Source organism: Dechloromonas sp. H13 (assembly GCF_009469615.1).
Classification (GTDB): domain Bacteria; phylum Pseudomonadota; class Gammaproteobacteria; order Burkholderiales; family Rhodocyclaceae; genus Azonexus.
The window spans coordinates 41,801-60,875 of the sequence record NZ_SSXX01000005.1 but is presented as its reverse complement, the minus strand read 5'-3'; the positions used below and the strand labels follow the sequence as shown (position 1 = coordinate 60,875).

General features: G+C 66.0%; 15 protein-coding genes and 1 tRNA gene. 10 read left to right on the top strand and 6 right to left on the bottom strand.

The genetic code is table 11. From position 1 onward, the window contains the following. The first annotated feature begins 4 nt into the window (after positions 1–4). The gene (locus GH660_RS12225; protein ID WP_153146956.1) at positions 5–1,492 is read left to right on the top strand and encodes an ammonium transporter; all 1,488 of its coding nucleotides are present in this window, start codon (positions 5–7) and stop codon (positions 1,490–1,492) included. Positions 1,493–1,680: 188 nt separating this feature from the next. Further along, the gene (locus tag GH660_RS12220; RefSeq protein WP_153146955.1) at positions 1,681–2,769 is read left to right on the top strand and encodes a phospholipase A; all 1,089 of its coding nucleotides are present in this window, start codon (positions 1,681–1,683) and stop codon (positions 2,767–2,769) included. On the opposite strand, the gene GH660_RS12215 is transcribed toward GH660_RS12220, so the two are convergent. From GH660_RS12215 to thrH, 3 genes are all read right to left on the bottom strand, one after another. Continuing rightward, complete coding sequence (locus GH660_RS12215; protein ID WP_153146954.1) at positions 2,766–4,118, bottom strand: GGDEF domain-containing protein; 1,353 nt, start codon at positions 4,116–4,118, stop codon at positions 2,766–2,768. The two genes, GH660_RS12220 and GH660_RS12215, sit on opposite strands and share 4 nt — an antisense overlap. A gap of 229 nt (positions 4,119–4,347) precedes the next feature. Further along, positions 4,348–5,211 carry a formyltetrahydrofolate deformylase gene (gene purU / locus GH660_RS12210; RefSeq protein WP_153146953.1) on the bottom strand — a complete coding sequence of 288 codons (864 nt, stop codon included), beginning with the start codon at positions 5,209–5,211 and terminating at the stop codon, positions 4,348–4,350. A gap of 102 nt (positions 5,212–5,313) precedes the next feature. Beyond that, positions 5,314–5,925 (bottom strand): bifunctional phosphoserine phosphatase/homoserine phosphotransferase ThrH, encoded by a 612-nt coding sequence (thrH, locus tag GH660_RS12205; RefSeq protein WP_153146952.1) that lies wholly within the window; start codon positions 5,923–5,925, stop codon positions 5,314–5,316. 252 nt (positions 5,926–6,177) lie between these two features. On the opposite strand from thrH, the gene GH660_RS12200 reads away from it, so the two are divergent. Beyond that, the gene (locus GH660_RS12200; RefSeq protein WP_153146951.1) at positions 6,178–6,954 is read left to right on the top strand and encodes a Crp/Fnr family transcriptional regulator; all 777 of its coding nucleotides are present in this window, start codon (positions 6,178–6,180) and stop codon (positions 6,952–6,954) included. 22 nt (positions 6,955–6,976) lie between these two features. Here the strand turns inward: GH660_RS12200 and GH660_RS12195 are convergent, their stop codons facing one another. Further along, entirely contained in the window at positions 6,977–8,884 is a 1,908-nt protein-coding gene (locus GH660_RS12195) for an ATP-binding cassette domain-containing protein (RefSeq protein WP_153146950.1), read from the bottom strand. Between the two features lie 61 nt (positions 8,885–8,945). Between GH660_RS12195 and GH660_RS12190 the strand changes: the two genes are divergently transcribed. Continuing rightward, positions 8,946–9,578, top strand: a complete 633-nt coding sequence (locus GH660_RS12190) for a hypothetical protein (protein WP_153146949.1) — start codon at positions 8,946–8,948, stop codon at positions 9,576–9,578. A 3-nt stretch (positions 9,579–9,581) separates the two neighbouring features. On the opposite strand, the gene mutY is transcribed toward GH660_RS12190, so the two are convergent. Next, a complete protein-coding gene (mutY, locus tag GH660_RS12185; RefSeq protein ID WP_228276479.1) occupies positions 9,582–10,619 on the bottom strand; it encodes an A/G-specific adenine glycosylase in 1,038 nt (345 codons plus the stop codon). Between the two features lie 64 nt (positions 10,620–10,683). On the opposite strand from mutY, the gene GH660_RS12180 reads away from it, so the two are divergent. The 5 genes from GH660_RS12180 to GH660_RS12160 all read left to right on the top strand — a co-directional run bounded on the left by GH660_RS12180 (position 10,684) and on the right by GH660_RS12160 (position 15,332). Continuing rightward, on the top strand, positions 10,684–11,175 hold the full coding sequence (locus GH660_RS12180) for a flavin reductase family protein (RefSeq protein ID WP_153146948.1): 492 nt from the start codon (positions 10,684–10,686) through the stop codon (positions 11,173–11,175). A gap of 42 nt (positions 11,176–11,217) precedes the next feature. Continuing rightward, positions 11,218–11,291, top strand: a tRNA-Gly gene (locus GH660_RS12175). Positions 11,292–11,574: 283 nt separating this feature from the next. Beyond that, on the top strand, positions 11,575–12,960 hold the full coding sequence (locus GH660_RS12170; RefSeq protein WP_153146947.1) for a hypothetical protein: 1,386 nt from the start codon (positions 11,575–11,577) through the stop codon (positions 12,958–12,960). Positions 12,961–13,076: 116 nt separating this feature from the next. Continuing rightward, positions 13,077–14,327: an NAD(P)/FAD-dependent oxidoreductase gene (locus tag GH660_RS12165; RefSeq protein WP_153146946.1), complete on the top strand. Its 1,251-nt coding sequence runs from the start codon at positions 13,077–13,079 to the stop codon at positions 14,325–14,327. A 123-nt stretch (positions 14,328–14,450) separates the two neighbouring features. Continuing rightward, complete coding sequence (locus GH660_RS12160; RefSeq protein WP_153146945.1) at positions 14,451–15,332, top strand: YihY/virulence factor BrkB family protein; 882 nt, start codon at positions 14,451–14,453, stop codon at positions 15,330–15,332. Here GH660_RS12160 and GH660_RS12155 read toward each other — a convergent pair. After that, positions 15,329–16,360 carry an AI-2E family transporter gene (locus tag GH660_RS12155; RefSeq protein ID WP_153146944.1) on the bottom strand — a complete coding sequence of 344 codons (1,032 nt, stop codon included), beginning with the start codon at positions 16,358–16,360 and terminating at the stop codon, positions 15,329–15,331. The genes GH660_RS12160 and GH660_RS12155 overlap by 4 nt on opposite strands. A gap of 236 nt (positions 16,361–16,596) precedes the next feature. Between GH660_RS12155 and plsB the strand changes: the two genes are divergently transcribed. Continuing rightward, complete coding sequence (plsB, locus tag GH660_RS12150; RefSeq protein ID WP_194266310.1) at positions 16,597–19,029, top strand: glycerol-3-phosphate 1-O-acyltransferase PlsB; 2,433 nt, start codon at positions 16,597–16,599, stop codon at positions 19,027–19,029. Positions 19,030–19,075: the final 46 nt, after the last annotated feature.

Genomic DNA, 19,075 nt, shown 5'->3' with positions numbered 1-19,075 from the left:
CAACATGAAACGCGTATTTGCATTGCTGGCCCTGGTCGGCGCGGTCGCCTTCGGCGCACCGGCCTGGGCGGAGGAAAAGGCCGCTCCCGCGGCTCCGGCGGCCACCGCGCCTGCGGCCGCGGCTGCTGCGGCGGCACCCGCCGCGGCCGATGCCGCCGCACCGGCCGAAGCTGCGCCGGCGCTGGTTCCCAACAAGGGCGACAACGCCTGGGTCATGATGAGCGCCGCGCTCGTCATCCTGATGTCGATCCCCGGCCTGGCGCTGTTCTACGGCGGTCTGGTCCGTTCGAAGAACATGTTGTCGGTGCTCATGCAGGTCTTCGTCGTCTTCTCGATGATTACCGTGCTCTGGGTGGTCTATGGCTACTCGGCGGCGTTCACCGAGGGCAACGAGTTCTTCGGAGTCCTCGACAAGCTCTTCCTGAAGGGTGTGACGCCGGAATCGGTGGGCGCGACCTTCTCCAAGGGCGTGGTCATCTCCGAACTGGCCTTCGTGATCTTCCAGGGCGCCTTCGCGGCCATCACCTGCGGCCTGATCGTCGGCGCCTTCGCCGAGCGTGCCAAGTTCTCCGCCATCCTCGTCTTCATGGTGATCTGGTTCACGCTGTCCTACATCCCGATGGCGCACATGGTCTGGTACTGGGCGGGCCCGGACGCCTACACCGACGCCGCCGCGGCTGAAGCGGCCGGCAAGACCGCCGGCTTCCTGTTCCAGAAGGGTGCGCTCGACTTTGCCGGCGGTACCGTCGTGCATATCAACGCAGCCATCGCCGGTCTGGTCGGTGCCTACATGGTCGGCAAGCGTACCGGTCTGGGCAACGTCGCCATGGCCCCGCACTCCCTGACCTTCACGATGATCGGTGCCTCCCTGCTGTGGTTCGGCTGGTTCGGCTTCAACGCCGGTTCCGCCCTCGAGGCTTCCGGCGGCGCTGCCCTGGCCATGGTCAATACCTGGCTGGCTACCGCTTGCGCGGCACTGTCCTGGATGTTCGCCGAATGGATCATCAAGGGTAAGCCCTCGATGCTGGGTGCCGCTTCCGGCGCTGTCGCCGGCCTCGTGGCGATCACTCCGGCTGCCGGCTTCGTCGGTGTCATGGGTGCCATCGTCATCGGCCTGCTGGCGGGCATCGTCTGCCTGTGGGGCGTCAATGGCCTGAAGAAGCTGCTCGGTGCGGACGACTCGCTCGACGTCTTCGGCGTCCATGGCGTCGGCGGCATCCTCGGCGCCATCCTGACCGGCGTCTTCGTCGATCCGGCCCTCGGCGGCACGGGCGTCTATGACTACGTGGCCAACAAGGTCGGTGACTTCGACATGACCACGCAAGTCATTTCCCAGCTGTGGGGCGTCGGTACCGTCGTCGTCTGGTCGGGCGTCGTCTCCATCGTCGCCTACAAGCTGGTGGATATCGTCATCGGCCTGCGTGTGCCGGAAGACGAGGAGCGCGAAGGTCTCGACCTCACCTCCCACGGCGAAACCGCCTACCACCACTAAGCACGGGATTTTCAGTCTCTCTCCCTTCGGGCACCTTCGGGTGCCCGTTTTTTTTGTTTCCTTTCGAGGACGATTTTCTGGCTGTGACGGGCGCCGGATGCAATAATCCGGGTCTGACACCTGCATGACATCTTCCTGCCAACCTGACAACGCCATAGGGCCGCGCTACGGTTTCACATCGAAACAAAATGAAAATCTCCATCGACACCCTGCGCCTCGGCGCACTTCTTCTTGCCACCGCCGGCAGCAGCGGCGTCGCCTTCGCCCAGAAGCCGCCGGCGACCCCGGCCGACTGCCGCAACATCGCGGCGAGCATGGAACGGCTGGCCTGCTACGACGCCGCGGTCGGACGATCCGAAACATCGGCCAGGGAATCCGCCAACCCCGCTGCCGCACCGGCGCCCGGGCCGGTCGTTTCCGGTGACCCGGCAGCCGCCGGTACCACCTTGGCGGCGGCCGGCCAGGCGCCTTCGGCGCCATCGATCATCGACGCGACGTGGGGTTTCGATCCCGCCTCGCCACGCTACGACATCAGTTTCCACAACTCGAACTACCTGCTTTTCGGTCGTTACACGGACCACGTCAACAACGCGCCCTACATGCCGCTGTTCCAGGCTGCCGGGCAGCCGCAGGAAAATCTCAACGACATCGAGGCAAAGTTCCAGATCAGCTTCAAGGCGCGCGTGTGGACGACCGACGACCGGCGCTGGGGCGTCTGGGCAGCCTACACCCAGCAGAGCCAGTGGCAGGTCTACAACGGCGACGTGTCGCGGCCGTTCCGCGAGAACAACTACATGCCCGAGGTGTTCGTCAGTTACCGCCCGGATGTCGATCTCGGCGGCGGCTTCAACTGGAAGCTCCTGAATGTCGGCTACAACCATCAGTCGAATGGCCGTACCGACGTGCTGTCGCGCAGCTGGGACCGACTCTTCGCCACGGTCGGCGTCGAGCGGGAAAATCTCGCCCTTTACGCTACCGCCTGGTACCGCCTTCCCGAAAGTGCGAGCCAGGACGACAATCCGGACATCACCGACTACTACGGCTACGGCGAGCTGAGCGCCCTGTACCGCTGGCGCGGCAACAGCTTCAAGCTTTCGGCGCGTGGCAACGTGGCCACCGGCAAGGGTTCCGTGCAGGCCGGCTGGTTCACGCCGCCGCTGTTCGGTCCGTTGCGCGGCTACGTGCAGGTCTTTTCGGGCTATGGCGAGAGCCTGATCGACTACAACTGGAACCAGACCACCGTCGGAGCGGGTATCGCCCTGAACGACGGGTTCTAATCTTCCCGCAGTAAATCTTCCCGGAGTAGTCTGGGACCGCTGTTCTCGTCGGACGGGAACAGCGGGAACCAGCCCTGCTCGGGGGGCGGGTAGATGCAGTTGCGGCCGGCGGCCTTGGCCTTGTAGAGCGCGTCGTCGGCGCACAGGGTGGCGTGGTCGAGGGTTTCGTCGCCGCCGATGCAGGCCGCGACGCCGCAGCTGATCGAGAGGCGGACGAAGCCGCGCGGATTGTTGATCAGGATCTCGTTGACCGCCTTGCGGATCCGCTCGGCGACCAGATAGGCGCCATCCGTCGAGGTTTCCGGCAACAGCAGGCGGAACTCGTCGCCGCCGGCGCGCGCGAAGATGTCCTGTTCGCGCAGGTTGTCCTTCACGACGGCGACGAACTGGCGCAGCGCCTCGTCGCCGGCGGCGTGTCCGAGGCTGTCGTTGATTTCCTTGAAGTGGTCGATGTCCATCACGACCAGCGCCAGGTCGCCGCCGTTGCGGGTAAGGCGGGAGAGTTCGTGCTGCGCGAGTTCGTAGAAGGTGCGCAGGTTGTAGGCGCCGGTCAGGAAGTCGGTCGCCGCCAGGATTTCGAGGCGCTGCTCCAGCGCCTTGCGCTCCGAGATGTCGAGCATGGCGCCGACGATGCCGTCCGGCTGGCCGGCCGAATCGTTGAATACCGCCTTGTGGAAGATGACGTCGCGGACATTGCCGTCGGCATAGCGGACGCGGGTTTCATAGGTCTGGGTGCCGCCCTTCGCGAGGTGGTCGATATCCGATTTTTCATAGACCCGGGCCATCTCCTCGCTGGCGATGTCGAACACCGTCTTGCCGACGATCTCGCTGGCCGGCAGCCCGATGAAGTCCTCGAACGCCTTGTTGCAGGCCGTGTAGCGGCGCTCGCGGTTCTTGATGAAGATCGGGATCGGCAGGGTGTCCACGGTAGCCTGCAGGCGCAGCAGTTGCGCGAGGGGCAGGCCGGGCGGCACCTCGTGGCAGGCGATGCGCGGCTGCCGCTCGAGCCGGGCGACGATCAGCGCGATGCGATCACCGTCGTCCATCGCGCAGCAGTCGAAGGCGTCGCTGCCGACAATGCGGCGCGCCAGCACCGGGTCATAGGGGTCGAGCAGGACAACATGCGGAAAATCGCTCGGGCACATCGGGTGAAAGCGTTGCCGCCAGTCGCTGTGGGCAGCTTCGCCGTCGATCGCGACGAGGACCGCCAGCGCTGCGTTGGCTTCCGCGCACTGGCCGTCCGGATTGGGACTGACCGCCACTAGGCCCGGCAAGGCAGGCAACGCCGCCCGCTTGCGCTTACGCAAGTCGAGGAACAGCAGGCGTGGCGGGTGCAGAACTTCCGGCATGGAATTTTCCCAGTGATGGCGGATTCCATATTAGGAGTCGGTTATTCGGCATGACAGGAAATATTTCTCACTGGCGACCGATGAAATCGGGGAGTTTTCGTGTCAGCGTGAAATATTCCGCGCTTCGCCGTCGTAGGCGAACGGAATTTTCATAGTTGTACGGCATGACGGCCGTCCGGTGGCCGGGGCGGCTTTTGCCCCAGAACCCGGGTCGACCGCAGCAGGCGGGTCAGCGGAAGACGACGGTCTTGTTGCCGTGCACCAGCACCCGGTCTTCGAGGTGGTAGCGCAGGCCGCGGGCGAGCACCGTCTTCTCGATGTCCTTGCCGTAGCGCACCATGTCTTCCGGCGAGTCGGAATGGTCGATGCGGATGACGTCCTGCTCGATGATCGGGCCGGCGTCGAGTTCGCTGGTGACGTAGTGGCAGGTGGCGCCGATCAGCTTGACGCCGCGCGTGTAGGCCTGGTGGTAGGGCTTGGCGCCGGCGAAGCTGGGCAGGAAGGAGTGGTGGATGTTGATGATTCGGCCGGCCAGCGCGTCGCACAGCTCGGGCGACAGGATCTGCATGTAGCGGGCGAGCACCATGGTGTCGCCGCGCACGTCGTCGAAAATGCGCTGGACCTCGGCGTAGGCGGCCTGCTTGTTGTCGCCGGTGACCGGGACGTGATGGAAGGGGATGCCGTGCCACTCGACGAAGCCGCGGAAGGTGTCGTGGTTGGAGATGACGCAAGGGATCTCGATGTCGAGTTCCTTGGCCTGCCAGCGCGCCAGCAGGTCGTAGAGGCAGTGCTCCTGCTTGGAGACGAGGACGACGACGCGTTTCTTGACCGCGCTGTCGCTGATCCGCCAGGTCATCTGCAGCGGCGTCGCCACTTCCTTGCCGAAACGCTCACGGAATTCGGCGAGCAGGAAGGGCAGCGAATCGGCCTTGATCTCGATGCGCATGAAATAACGGCCGGTCAGCGCGTCGGCGTGGAAACTCGACTCGAGTATCCAGCCGCCGCTCTGCGCGATGAAGCCGGAAACCTTGGCGATGATGCCGACCTGGTCGGGGCAGGAGGCGGACAGGGTATAGAAACGGTCGCGGTGCATGGCTTGATATGGCCGGCTATGAGCGGAAAGAGCGAGCCCCCTTGGAGGGCGGCGAACGCAGTGAGCGGGGGTGGGGCAAATTGCCGAAGGCTTGCGCCAAGGTCAGGCGACCTTGGCGAATGCCTTGTCGATCTCGGCGCGCAGTTCGTCGTAGGTCCGCGTTACCGGGAACTGCGGGAATTCGCGGATGACGTTCTCCGGCGGGTGGAACAGGATGCCGCCGTGCGCCTCGCCGAGCATCGCCGTGTCGTTGTACGAATCGCCGGCGGCGACGACGGTGAAGTTCAGCTCCTTGAAGCGCCGGACCGCCTCGCGCTTCTGGTCCGGCATGCGCAGGTGGTAGTCGACCAGCATGCCCGCCTCGTCGTCCTCGAGCGAATGGCAGAACAGCGTCGGCCAGCCCAGCTGGCGCATCAGCGGGTGGGCGAATTCGTAGAAGGTGTCGGAGAGGATGACGACCTGGTAATCCTCGCGCAGCTGGTCGAGGAAGGCGCGCGCGCCGGGCATCGGCCCCATCTCGCCGATCACCTTCTGGATGTCCGGCAGGCCGAGCTTATGCTGGCGCAGGATGTCCAGGCGGTAGGTCATCAGCTTGTCGTAGTCCGGCTCGTCGCGCGTCGTGCGCATCAACTCGGGGATGCCCGTGCGCTTGGAGAATTCGATCCAGATTTCGGGGACGAGGACCCCTTCGAGGTCGAGGCAGACGATTTGCACGGGTTGGCTCCAGCGGCGAGTTCGTAAAACCGAAATTTTACCTTATGAGGCTTGATTTTCGGGTTGTTTCGGGCGTCGACCGCAACCAACGCGGGCTTGCGCGCCGCCTGCTACTTCCGCGGGGGCTCGTCTAGGCATTCGGTAGTAGTCGCGGCGGGTCATTCGGATGGTTTTGATCGAGATCAAACCGGTGCCGGTTTTCTGTGCGGAAATCCTCGCCCTATCGGCCACCGCCATTGCCTGGAGCGCAGGATGAACCACAAGCAGCAGATCGACTTGCCGGAATTTCTCCGCGGCATCGAGCCCTATGCGGCGCTCGAGGATGCCGCCTTCGGACGCCTGGTCGCTGCCGCGCGGCTGGTCCACGTCGAGCGCGGGGAAACGCTGTTCGAGCAGGGCGACGCCTGCCGCGGCGTGCATGTCGTCGCCGCCGGGCGCATCAAGCTTTCCTTCTGCTCGCCGCACGGCGCCGAGAAAGTCGTCGGCATCGTCAGCGCCGGGCAGGGCATTGGCGAGGCCAGCATGTCGATCGGCAGGAGTCACCAGTTGCATGCCGAGGCCCTGAGCGATACGACGCTGGTGTTCCTGCCGCAGCACGTGCTGATCGAGTGCGTCGAGAGCGACCGCAAATTCGCCTGCCGCATGATGAAGCGCATCGCCGAGAAGTTCCACCGTCTCCTGGTCGATGTCGAGAGTTCGTCGCTGCTTTCCGGGGCCGAGCGCATCGTCGATTTCCTGATCCGCGAAATCGACCTCGGTCCGGCGCGGGGCCAGGCGGCCGTCATCGAGCTGTCGCTGTCGAAGTCGATCATCGCCTCGCAGCTCAACCTGACGCAGGAGCATTTTTCCCGCCTGCTGCGCCAGTTGTCGGAGCACGGAATGATCGTCGTCGACGGGCGCCAGATCAGCGTGCCCGACGTCGGCCGCCTGCGCCGCTATCGCGACTCCGGGGCCGGGCACTGCGTCAACCGCGGCACGCGCTCGGCGGGGCGGGGGCGGGCGGACTGGGGGCGGCTGGCCGCCGCCTGAGGGCGAACCAGCTGCTCCGTGTTCAGTCGGGTGCCGGCAGCGCCTCCAGCGCTTCGTGCACTTCCAGCCAGCGCATTTCGGCCGCGTCGATCTGCTCGCCGAGCAATCCCGCCTGACGGTGCATTTCCTCGCTTTTTGCGCGGTCGACCGCAGCATAGAAACCGGGATCGGCGAACTGCGTTTCCAGCGCGGCCTTTTCCTCGTTCCACTTGGCCAGCTTCCGTTCCAGCTGCTCGATTTCCTTGACCAGCGGCCTTCGCTGCGCCAGTAGCGCCTGCCGGTTGGCCTTGGCGTCGGCGCGCTGCTGCAGGCGTTCGCTCTTTTCGGCGGCGACCTCGGGTTCCGGCGCCTTGTCGGCGTTGCGCTGGCTGGCCAGCCAGGCGGCGTAGTCGTCGAGATCGCCGTCGAATTCGCTGACCTTGCCGTCGGCGACCAGCAGCAGTTCGTCGGCACAGGTGCGCAGCAGGTGGCGGTCGTGCGAGACGACGACCATGCCGCCTTCGTAGTCCTGCAGGGCGAAGGTCAGCGCCTCGCGCATTTCGAGGTCGAGGTGGTTGGTCGGCTCGTCGAGCAGCAGCAGGTTGGGCTTGGTGCGGATCAGCAGGGCCAGCGCCAGACGCGACTTCTCGCCGCCGGAGAAGGGCTCGACGGCGCGCGTCGCCATGTCGCCGCGGAAGTCGAAGCCGCCGAGGTAGTCGCGCAGTTCCTGTTCCGGCGTCGTCGGTTCGAGGCGGGCCATGTGCTGCAGCGGCGATTCGTCGGGGCGCAGCTGTTCGAGCTGATGCTGGGCGAAGTAGCCGATGTTGAGCGCCTTGGCTTCCTTGCGCTCGCCGCCCTGCTGGGCGATGGCGCCGGCCAGCAGCTTGACCAGCGTCGACTTGCCGGCGCCGTTGCGGCCGAGCAGGCCGATGCGGCAGCCCGGGCGCAGGGTCAGCGTGACGTTTTGCAGGATGCTGCGGTCGACGTAGCCGGCAGCGGCATTTTCGATGCTCAGCAGCGGATCGGGAAGGGCGGCCGGCTGGCGGAAACTGAAATGGAAGGGGGAATCGACGTGCGCGGCGGCGACGATTTCCATGCGCTCCAGCATCTTGACCCGGCTTTGCGCCTGCCGCGCCTTGGTCGCCTTGGCCTTGAAGCGTTCGACGAAGCGCGTCAGGTGGGCGATTTCGCGCTGCTGCGCCTCGTAGGTCGATTGCTGCGCAGCCAGGCGGGCGGCCCGCGCCCGTTCGTAGTCCGAATAGCCGCCGCTGGTCAGGCTCAGGCGCTGGAGGTCGATGGCGATGATCTGGCCGACGACGGCGTCGAGGAAGTCGCGGTCGTGCGAAATGAGCAGCAGCGTTGCCGGCGTGTTCTTCAGCCACTGTTCGAGCCAGAGCACGGCGTCGAGGTCGAGGTGGTTGGTCGGCTCGTCGAGCAGCAGCAGGTCGGCGCGGCACGAGAGGGCGCGGGCGAGGTTGAGGCGGACGCGCCAGCCGCCGGAAAAGTCGGCGACCGGGCGCGCGAAATCGGCGTCGCTGAAGCCCAGCCCGTGCAGCACCTCGGCGACCCGCGCCTTGGCCGAGTAGCCGCCGATTTCGCCGTAGCGGGCATGCAGGTGGCCGATCGCCTCGCCATCGCCGCGCGCTTCGGCGGCGGCCAGTTCGCGCTCGATGCGGCGCAGTTCGACGTCGCCGTCGAGCACGAAATCGAGGGCGGCATCGGGCAGCGCCGGGGTTTCCTGGGCAACGCGGGCGATCTGCCAGCGCGCCGGGATCTCGACATCGCCGGCTTCGGCATGCAGCTCGCCGGCGAGCAGGGCGAACAGGCTGGATTTGCCGCAGCCGTTGGCGCCGACGACGCCGACCTTCCAGCCGGGGTGCAGCTGGACGGAGGCGTCGATGACCAGCGGGCGGCCGGCGCGGGCGAAGGTGACTTGGCGGAGGGCGATCATGGGCGGGCGAATTATAGCGGCGGGCTGCTAAAATCCCTGCACTTCGTCCGTGCCAGCCCAAATGATCAAAGCCCCGCGCCCCATTCCGTCTGCTGCCCGTCAGGCGGCTCTTGCCTGCCTGCTCAGCATCGGGCTGATTACCGGCAGCGCCGCGGCCGACGGCGGCGCGACGCCGGCGCAGCAGGCCGAGTGGGCGCAACGTCTGGCGCAGGCCGCCGAATTGCAGAAAGAGGGCGGCGAACGCCGGGCCGCCGCCGAAAAGCTGCTGGAAGAACAGATGGCCGCCTGCAACGGGAAGTTCATGGTCAACCGTTGCCGCGACAACGCCCGGAACGACTACGTCGAAGCCAACCGGGCGGGGCGCCGGGTGCAGAACGAAGGCAAGGCCATCGAGCGTCAGGTCAAGAAGGAGCAACTGGCCGCGCGCGACGCGCAGGCGGCGGCGGAAATGCCCGAGCGCGAGGCCGAACTGCGGGCGCGCGAGGCCGAGACGACGGCGGCGCGCAATGCGGCGGCTGCCGAGGAGGCGGCGACGCGCGCCGACAAGGCGCGCAAGGCCGAGGAAGGCGCCAAACGCAAGGCCGAGGAGGCCGAGCGCCTGCGCAAGAAGCAGGCCGACCACGATGCGCGGGTCGCCGAGCAGATGGAAAAGGCGAACGCCAAGGCCGCGGCGGGCGCAGCAGCCAAACCCTGAGGTTCAGCCGGCCTGGCCGGAAATCCGTTCGATCAGCTTCCTGATCGGCGTCGGGACGCCGGCGGTCGCCGCGGTGTCGAGGGCGACCCAGTTCAGGCCCGGTTCGCCGACGCCAGGTGGCGGTTCGACGATGCACAGCACCGGTTCGAGGGTCAGGCGGAAATGCGTGAAGGCATGCTTCAGCGGCGCCAGCACGCTTTGCCGCGTGGCGCGCAGGCCCAGGCGGGCGAGGACCGCCGCCGCCTCGCCCTCCGGCGGCACCAGCAGGCCGCCCCACAGGCCATGCGGCGGCCGGCGTTCGAGCAGCAGGCGGCGGCCGTCGCTGATCAGCACGAAGCCGGCGCGCCGCTCGGGCAGCTGCGGGCGCGGCCGGGCGCTCGGCAGTTCGCCCTGGCGGCCGCCCAGCCGCGCCGCGCAGGAAGCCGCCAGCGGGCACTCGCCGCAGCGAGGTCGGGCGCGCGTGCAGAGCGTCGCGCCCAGGTCCATCAGGCCCTGCGTGTAGGCCTCGATTTCGTGCGCCGGCAGCAGGCGTTCGGCCAGTTCCCACAATTCGCGCTCGACCGCCGCCTGGCCGGGAAAGCCCTCGATGCCGAAGTGGCGGCACAGCACGCGCTTGACGTTGCCGTCGAGAATGGCGCTGCGCTGCCCGAAGGCGAAGGCGGCGATGGCCGCCGCCGTGGAGCGGCCGATGCCCGGCAGGGTGCTCAGCGCGGCGGCGGAATTGGGGAATTTTCCGGCGTGGACCGCAACGACCTGCTGCGCGCAGCGATGGAGATTGCGCGCCCGGGCGTAGTAGCCGAGCCCCGCCCAATGCTCGATCACGGCGTCGAGCGGCGCTTCCGCCAGCGCCTGCAGGGTCGGAAAGCGCGCCAGGAAGCGCTGGAAATAGGGAATCACCGTGTTGACCTGCGTCTGCTGCAACATGATCTCGGAGAGCCAGATGCGGTACGGGTCACGGGTCTGCTGCCACGGCAGGTCGTGGCGTCCGGCGGCTTTCTGCCAGGCGACCAGGCGCCCGGCAAAGGCGGGAAGAGCAGACAAATCAGCCTCGACGTACAGGTGCGGAGCACGGATAATACGTCCTTTTCTCACCAGCGCCCCCCCGATGAGCCAGATTCAGGACGACAGCCGCGCCTTGCGCAACGCCTACGGCCGCTTCGCGACCGGCGTGACCATCGTCACAGCGATCGACCCGGAAGGGCAGCCGATCGGCCTGACCGTCAATTCGTTCTCGGCCGTCTCGCTGAACCCGCCGCTGGTGCTCTGGTGCCTCGACAACGGCTCGCACAACCTCGAGGCCTTCCGGCACGCCAGCCACCATGCCATCAACGTGCTGGCCGCCGACCAGACCGATCTCTCCAACCGCTTCGCGACCTGGCCGGTCGACCGCTTCGCCGGCCTGCCCTGGCAACCCGGCATCGGCGGCGCGCCGCTGCTCCCCGGCTGCTGCGCCAGCTTCGAGGTCGTCAACGAAGCCAGCCACCTCGGCGGCGATCACACGATCTTCGTCGGCCGCGTCGAACGGTTCGGCGAAACCGCCGGCCTGGCGCCGCTGATCTTCCACACCGGACAGTACCGCAACCTGTCCGAGGATTGAACGCGGCGGCCGCTGCGCTTAGAATGCAGCCTCCAGTCCAGAGCGGGCGTCGTATAGTGGCATTACCTGAGCTTCCCAAGCTCATGAGGAGGGTTCGATTCCCTTCGCCCGCTCCACATCGAATTTAGGCAGATTTTTGATCTGCAAAAGAAAAAGCCAACCGAGACCGGTTGGCTTTTTTGTTGTCTGGTCGATTTCTGGTCAGAGCTAGGTTCGGTTAAAGAAAAAAAGTAAATCGAGCACTGTGAACCGCCTGCCAAAACTTGCCGTCTGGGCCTTCTACCGCAAACCTGAGCAACTTACCAATGGCACGCACGATACAATAAGACGATTGGATACAGTCTTGGGCAAATTGTCCGGCATGTTGCTGCCTGCTTTACGTTAGTTTCCGAGAGAGATATGGCAAACCTTAAGTACTCTGAAGTCTTCGTACCGGGTGGCTTCCCGCGTCACACCTACAATCCTCGTGAACCACTTTTGCTTGAAACCAAGTTGAGTGAAGTGCGTGAAAATTTGTGCAAGCTTGTTACGGTTACTGGACATACAAAGTCAGGTAAGACTGTTTTGACTCGGAAAGTTCTTCCGACCGAGAGTTCGGTGTGGATAGATGGGGGAGTCGTCGCCGACGAACAAGATTTTTGGAGCATCATTCTTGAGCGACTTGTGGCCTTTCAGGAAACATCTGAGGGGTCTGAAGATGGGGCAGCGAGCAAGATCGAAGGTAAAGCCTCTGCTGGAGCAAACTTCTTGGTTGCAAAGGGCGAGGGGGAACTGGGAGCCGCCTACGAATCTCAAAGAACGTCCTCCAGAGAGCAAACGCGCAAGGTCTCCTCTCGTGTTGCTGCGCTACAGGCGCTTCGCAACAACAGAGTGCCGCTAGTCATTGACGATTTCCACTACCTACCAAAAGACCTTCAGGGCAGCATCGTGCGAGCGCTTAAGCCGCTGGTTTTCGATGGGCTAGCAGTTGTTGTGATCGCGATTCCGCACCGACGATACGATGCTGTGAAAGTTGAGAAGGAGATGACGGGCCGAATTCTCTCTTTGGCTATTCCGGTCTGGGCTGAGGAAGAGCTCATTTTTATTCCCGAACAAGGGTTTCCACTTATCGGGCTAAAAGTCGAGCCAGGCATCAATCAGCAGTTGGCGGAGCAGGCCATTGGAAGCCCTCATCTAATGCAGGAGTTTTGCAGGGCTATCGGTAAACGCAGCAAAGATCAGGACGGCATTGCTGTAACTGACCATGAGGTTTTAAAGGAGGTATTTCGAGAGGTGGCAGATACGATTGGACGCCCCATATTTGAAAAGCTTGCGCGCGGGCCTCGGCAGCGTACAGACCGTGTCCGCAGACAACTCAAAGACGGTCGCGAAGTAGATATCTACGAATTAGTACTTCACGGCTTAGCTCACCTGAAGCCAGGCCTGGTAACGCTCGAGTACGAGGATCTACGCGCTGCGATTCGAGAGGTATCGGCCGTGCAAATCCCACAATTGCATGAAGTTGCGCGAGTCCTGAAGCATATGGCGACTATCGCCGCGACAGATCAAAGTTCGACACCAGTCATTGACTTTGAAGAGACTGACAAAAAGCTGCATGTCACCGATCCTTTTTTTTGCGTTTTACCTGCGCTGGGGCGATCTACATGGCAGCTAAAAAATCGCTGCCCGCGACAGAGGAAATCTGTGAAATCTAAATACACGCTTGGTCAAACTCTGGTCACAGCGAAATCCAAAATAACCCGGATAAAGCCCATGTTTTCCAAGTGTTTGGTGAAGTGTCATTGATTAATTAATCGGACTGGATCTACGTGTTCAATTTCCGTCGTCCGCTTCATCAAAAATCTGCCGGACTCCGGAGTCGAGTGGCATATTGAACCAATCAGAACGGTTCGGATAAGGGCATGAGTCGGCATTCCTCCACTTTCGATACGGTCATCATCGGCGCCGGTGCCGCCGGCCTCGCTGCGGCGCGTCGTCTGCTGGAGGCCGGGCAGCGGGTGCTGGTGCTCGAGGCCGCGGCGCGCATCGGCGGCCGGGCGTGGACCGATGGCGAAACCTTTTCCAGCCCGGTGGACCGCGGCTGCGCCTGGCTGCATCAGGCCGACCGCAACCCCTTCACGCCCCTGGCGCAGGCGTGCGGCTTTACCCTGGCCGCGCACGACGACGCACCATGGCAACTCTTCGCGCAGGGCATGCGTCTCGATGCGGCGCAGGAAAACGAGGCGCTTGCTGCGGTCGACGCGCTGGAACAGCGCATTTCCAGCCATGCCGGCGCCGACCGCCCGCTGGCGGCGTTGTGCGATCCGCGCAGCTGGAGCGAGCGCTGGGCCTGCGAGACGCTGGGGCCGCTCGATGCCGGGGCCGACAGCGCGCACCTGTCGGTGATCGGCCTGCAGCAGCACGGGACGACCCGGCCGAACTGGCTGGTCCGCGAAGGCTTCGGCACGGTCGTCGCGCGCTACGGCGCCGGGCTGCCGGTCGCCCTCGGCGAACGGGTCGGCGAGATCGACCGCCGTGGCCCGCGCATCGTGGTGCGCACCAGCGGCGGCGTGCTGGAGGCGACCGACTGCATCGTCACCGTGTCGACGGGCGTTCTGCGCGCCGAGGCGATCCGCTTCCGGCCGGCGCTGCCGCTGGCCAAGCTGCATGCGCTGGACGCGCTGCCGATGGGGCATTTCACCAAGGTCATCCTCGAATTCGACGCCTGCCTGCCGGGGCTGCCGGCGGGGAGCTGGGTCGCCGAAGCCCGGCCGCCGGCGGAACGGACCATGCATTTCCTCTGCCATCCCTTCGGCTCGAAGCTGGTCGTCGGGCTGGCCGGCGGCGCCTACGGCGAGGCGCTGGCGAGCCTGTCCGAGGCCGAGGCGGTGCGCGAAGGGCACGCCCGCCTGCTGGAATGCATCGGCATCCGGCATGGCCGGCACCTGGTCAGGGGCGCCTTTACCGGCTGGGCCAGCGATCCGCTCCACCTTGGCGCCTACGCCTACCTGGTGCCGGGCGGCGGCGAGGCGCGCGCCGTGCTGGGCGAAGCGGTGGACGAGCGCCTGCATTTCGCTGGCGAGGCGGTCGCCCTGGAGCTGATGCAGACCTGCGGCGGCGCTTTTCTTTCGGGCCGCCAGGCCGCCGACCGGATCCTCGCCAGGCGCCGCTGATCCGCGGATTGCCGCTCTCCCGTTGGGCGGCATTCCGGAAGCGGGCGCGTGTCATAATCGGCCGAGACAATCCGCCTCGGGCGTTTCCGCCAAATCCCACCGCCGCCTATTCCCGCCATGTCCATGCGCCCGTTTCCTGTCGTCGCCTATATGGATGACGTGCTGCGCTTCGTCCGCCGCGTTCTTGCGACCTTCATGCAGAATCAGGGCCTGCTGCTGGCCGGCGCGATCGCCTACTACATGTTGCTGTCGATCCTGCCGCTGCTGATCCTGCTGGTCCTCGCGCTGTCGCCCTTCCTGCCCGCGGAGCAACTGCTGTCGACACTGAGCCGTTACCTCGACCTGATGGCGCCCGGCCTCGCCGACCCGCTGGTCGATCAGCTGGCCCGCTTCCTCGGTCATCGCGAGGTCACCGGGGGCGTGCTGCTGGCGACCCTGCTTTTCTCCAGTTCGCTGGCGTTCACCGTGCTCGAGAAGTCGCTGGCGACCATCTTTCACCATCGCGTCAAAAAACACCGGCGGCACTGGATCACCTCGGCGCTGATTCCCTACGCCTATATCCTGGTCATCGGCGCCGGCCTGCTGCTGGTGACGCTGGCCTCGATGTCGCTGGAGGCGCTCGGCACCCGCGAGGTCGTCGTCTTCGGGCACATTCGCTCGCTCGAAGGCACGGCCGGCGCCCTGCTGTACGCCATGGGCCTGAGCGGCGAGATTCTGCTGCTCAGCTCGATCTACATGGTCATGCCGAGCGGCCGCCTGTCGTGGCGGCACGCGCTGGTCGGCGGCGTCACCGCGGGCCTGCTGTGGGAACTGACGCGCCACCTGCTGGCCTGGTTCTTCGCCACGCTGTCGAAGATCGGCGTGCTGTACGGATCGTTCGCGACGGCGATCTCGCTGCTGCTCAGCTTCGAAATCGCCGCCACGGTGCTGCTGATCGGCGCCCAGGTCATTGCCCTGTACGAGCAGCGGCCGCGCCGCCGGCCGGCGGCGTCCGGCGAGGGCTAGTCCTTGTCGGGCGGCGGCCCGGCCAGCAGGGTGGCGATCCAGCGGCTGGCGGGGCTGAGTTCGCAGGCGCTGAGCATGGCAATGGTCACCGGGACGCCGATGAAGGCGCCCGGGATGCCCCACAGGAAAGTCCAGAAAAAGACGGCGAGGACGACGACGAAGGGCGAAATGGCGAGTGCGCTGCCCGAGAAGCGCGGCTCGAGATAGCTGCCGATCACGAACTGGATCACGTTGAGGCCGAGGAAGACGAGGAGCGCCATCTGCCACGACTCGAACTGGGCGGCGGTGAACAGGGTGGGCACGACGGTAGCGAACAGCGGGCCGAGCACCGGGATGTAGTTGAGGGCGAAGGCGATGACGCCCCAGGCGGCGGCGAGTTCGATGTTGAGGGCCAGCGTGAAGCCCCAGACGACGAGGCCGGTCAGGATGCTCGCGCCGGTGCGGACCAGCAGGTATTTGCGGAACTTGCGGGCGATGCCGGTGGCGACTTCGAGCAGGCGGTCGGCGTTCATGCCGTGGCGGAACGACTGCAGCTTGTGCCGGAAGTCGCCGACTTCGAGCAGGCCGAGCATGGTGAAGATCAGCACCATCAGCGCGAAGCCGACGAGGCCGTTGATCCGCAGGGCGATGTCCTGGAACAGGCGGACCAGCGACAGGACGTTGAAGCGTTCGCCGAGCTGGCCGGCGACGAAGATGCCGTGCCCGTCCAGCCATTCCGTGGTCAGCCCGTAGAGGACGTAAAAGCGGTTGATGTTGGCCAGCAGCCAGCGTCCGACCATGCCGAAGCTCCAGGCGATCAGCCAAGCGAAGGCGCTGATGACGACAATGGTCGTCGCCAGCGTGAATAGCCACGCGAAGAGCCGCGGAATGCGCGCCTCCAGCGTTTTCTGCAGGGGCCAGACGATGGCCATGACGAACAGCGAAACGGCCACCGGCGCGAAGATGCCGCCGGCGAAATAAAGCGCCGCCGCGGTCAGGATGGTGGCTGACAGTGCGGGCAGAACGCGGATCGAATTCTCTCCGGCCATGGGCGGTTCCGGTTGGCGGTGACGGGGCTGCCGGGCGCATTCCGCCGCTTGCCGGTGCCATCGGCAGGGGAATCGTCGCGGGCGGCGAAAACGTCGTGGTGCAGCGCCGGCATTATATCGGATTCATATTTCACTGCGTTTGCGGCCGCCGCGTCCTGCGCGTGATCGCCGCTTGCCGTTAGAATCCCGGAAGACGGGCGGCAATCGGGCGGCCCGCAGGGGAGGCGGGGGAAAGCGTGTTCGACATTTCCGGCTGGTTCGTTCCATTGGCGCGGCGCGTGCTCTACGCCTGGGTGCGCACGACCGTGTTCGCCGAAGCGGCGACCGTCGATCCGGCGCGCCCGGTCTGCTACGTCCTGCAGGACCGCCACCTGTCGAATCTTCTGGTCCTTTTCGAGGAATCGCGGCGGGCCGGCCTGCCGCCGGGCGAGGCGCCGCTCGCCTGCGGCGCCATGCAGGCGAAGCGCTCGGTGTTCTTCCTCAACCGGCGCCATGCCAGCGCGGCGCCGTCGCCGGCGCTGGTCGGGCTGGTGAAGGCGGTGGTCGCCGACCCGACGCTCGACGTGCAACTGGTGCCGGTGGTCATTCTCTGGGGGCGCAGCCCGGCCAAGCAGGAGTCGATCCTCAAGGCGCTGCTGGCGGAAACCTGGCGGACGTCGGGCATGCTGCGCCAGTTCTTCGCGGTGCTGCTGCACGGGCGCCAGACGCTGGTGCGCTTCAACCCGCCGCTCTCGCTGCGCGAGCTGGTGCATGGCGGCGCCTCGCCGCTCGGTGAAGGGCTGGCCCTGCGCAAGCTGTCGCGCGTGTTGCGCGTACATTTCCGGCGCCAGCGCGAGATGGCCATCGGGCCCGACCTGTCGCACCGCAACACGCAGGTCGAGGTCCTGCTGGCTAGCGAACCGGTGCGCGCGGCGATTGCCGCCGAAGCGAGCCGGCGAGGGATTTCCGGCGACGAGGCGCGGGCCCGGGCACAAAAATTCGCGCTGGAAATCGCCTCGGACTATTCGTACGGTGTGGTGCGCGCCATGGAGCTGTTCCTCAGCTGGCTGTGGGAACACCTCTACGACGGCATCGAGGTGCAGAATTTCGACGTGGTGACGCGCATCGCGCCGGGCCAAGGCATCGTCTACGTGCCGTGCCACCGCAGCCACATCGACTACCTGCTGCTGTCCTACCTGATTTACCGCAACGGCCTGACGCCGCCGCACATCGCCGCCGGCGACAACCTCGACATGCCGCTCGTCGGCCCGCTGCTGCGCCGCGGCGGCGCCTTCTTCCTGCGCCGCAGCTTCAAGGGCGAGCCGCTCTATGCGGCGGTGTTCGACGAGTATCTCTACCTGATGCAGACGCGCGGCTTCCCGATCGAGTATTTCATCGAGGGCGGGCGCAGCCGGACCGGCCGCACGCTGACGCCGAAGGCCGGCATCCTCGGCATGAGCGTGCGCAGCTTCGTGCGCAGCCACAGCCGGCCGCTGGTCTTCGTACCGGTCTATATCGGCTACGAGCGCCTGATCGAGGGGCAGACCTACGTCCGCGAGCTGGCCGGACGGCCGAAGCAGGGCGAGTCGCTGTGGCAGCTGGCGAAGAGCGTGCGCAGCATCCGCCGCGTGTTCGGCAAGGTGCATGTCAATTTCGGCGACCCGTTGCCGCTGGCCGGTTTTCTCGACCGCCACGACGGCGACTGGCGCACGCTGCCGGCCGACGGCGAATGGCTGCGCGCCGCGACGCGCAACGCCGCCGGCGAACTGGCGAAGCGGATCAACGAGGCAGCCGTCATCAACCCGGTCAGCCTGATCGCCCTCGGCCTGCTGGCGACGCCCGAATGCACCGCCGACGAGTACGGTCTGCGGCGGATGATCGCCCACTATCAGGCGGTCGACGCGGCGGCCCCGTATTCGCCACAGCGCATCGCGTGCACCCTCGACCCCGCCCAGGTCATCGCGCACGCCGCGCGTCTCGGCATCGTCGAGGAGATCCAGCATCCCTTCGGCAACCTGGTGCGCGTGGTCGACGCCCAGCTCGAAGTCCTGCCCTATTTCCGCAACAACGTCCTCCACCTGTTCGCGGTGCCGGCGCTGGTCGCCTGCCTGCTCGGCAACAACCGCAGCCTCGACATCCGGCGCCTGAGCGACGCGGTGCTCGGCATCTACCGCCTGATGCGCTCGGAACTGTTCCTGCGCTGGTCGGAGGAGGAACTGCTCGCCGAGGTGCAGCGTGTCGTCACGGTGTTCGCCGAACGCGGCCTGCTGATCCGCACCGAACCGAGCGGCTGGCTGCGGACGCCGGAAACCAACAGCCTCGAATACCCCGAGCTGCTGCAGATCGGCGAGACCCTGCGGCCGATGCTCGGGCGCCATTTCCTCGTCCTCGCGCTGCTCCAGCAGCGCGGCTCGGGTGCCCAGACGCGGCGCGTGCTGGAGCAGGACTGCCAGCTGCTGACGCAGCGCCTGGCGCTGCTGCACGGCTTCAGCGCGGCGGAAGTCGCCGACCGCTCGGTCTTCGCCAGCTTCGTCGCCAACCTGCTCGACAGCGAGCTGCTGCGCGAGGACGACGAAGGGCTGCTGCACTTCGACGAGCATCTGCTGGGGCCGCTCGCCTACGCCGAGCTGGTGCTGCCGGCCGACGCCCGCCAGGCGATCCGGCGCATCGCGGTGCATCAGGCGACCTGACCGGTCGGCTGCGGTCGACCCGCAATCCAGGGCAAAAACCGCGGCG

Excerpts from the sequence above, each read along its gene's own strand:
- GH660_RS12225 (WP_153146956.1), top strand. The coding sequence starts at position 5 with ATGAAACGCGTATTTGCATTGCTGGCCCTGGTCGGCGCGGTCGCCTTC.
- GH660_RS12220 (WP_153146955.1), top strand. The coding sequence starts at position 1,681 with ATGAAAATCTCCATCGACACCCTGCGCCTCGGCGCACTTCTTCTTGCC.
- GH660_RS12215 (WP_153146954.1), bottom strand. The coding sequence starts at position 4,118 with ATGCCGGAAGTTCTGCACCCGCCACGCCTGCTGTTCCTCGACTTGCGT.
- purU (WP_153146953.1), bottom strand. The coding sequence starts at position 5,211 with ATGCACCGCGACCGTTTCTATACCCTGTCCGCCTCCTGCCCCGACCAG.
- GH660_RS12200 (WP_153146951.1), top strand. The coding sequence starts at position 6,178 with ATGAACCACAAGCAGCAGATCGACTTGCCGGAATTTCTCCGCGGCATC.
- GH660_RS12195 (WP_153146950.1), bottom strand. The coding sequence starts at position 8,884 with ATGATCGCCCTCCGCCAAGTCACCTTCGCCCGCGCCGGCCGCCCGCTG.
- GH660_RS12190 (WP_153146949.1), top strand. The coding sequence starts at position 8,946 with ATGATCAAAGCCCCGCGCCCCATTCCGTCTGCTGCCCGTCAGGCGGCT.
- GH660_RS12180 (WP_153146948.1), top strand. The coding sequence starts at position 10,684 with ATGAGCCAGATTCAGGACGACAGCCGCGCCTTGCGCAACGCCTACGGC.
- GH660_RS12170 (WP_153146947.1), top strand. The coding sequence starts at position 11,575 with ATGGCAAACCTTAAGTACTCTGAAGTCTTCGTACCGGGTGGCTTCCCG.
- GH660_RS12165 (WP_153146946.1), top strand. The coding sequence starts at position 13,077 with ATGAGTCGGCATTCCTCCACTTTCGATACGGTCATCATCGGCGCCGGT.
- GH660_RS12160 (WP_153146945.1), top strand. The coding sequence starts at position 14,451 with ATGCGCCCGTTTCCTGTCGTCGCCTATATGGATGACGTGCTGCGCTTC.
- GH660_RS12155 (WP_153146944.1), bottom strand. The coding sequence starts at position 16,360 with ATGGCCGGAGAGAATTCGATCCGCGTTCTGCCCGCACTGTCAGCCACC.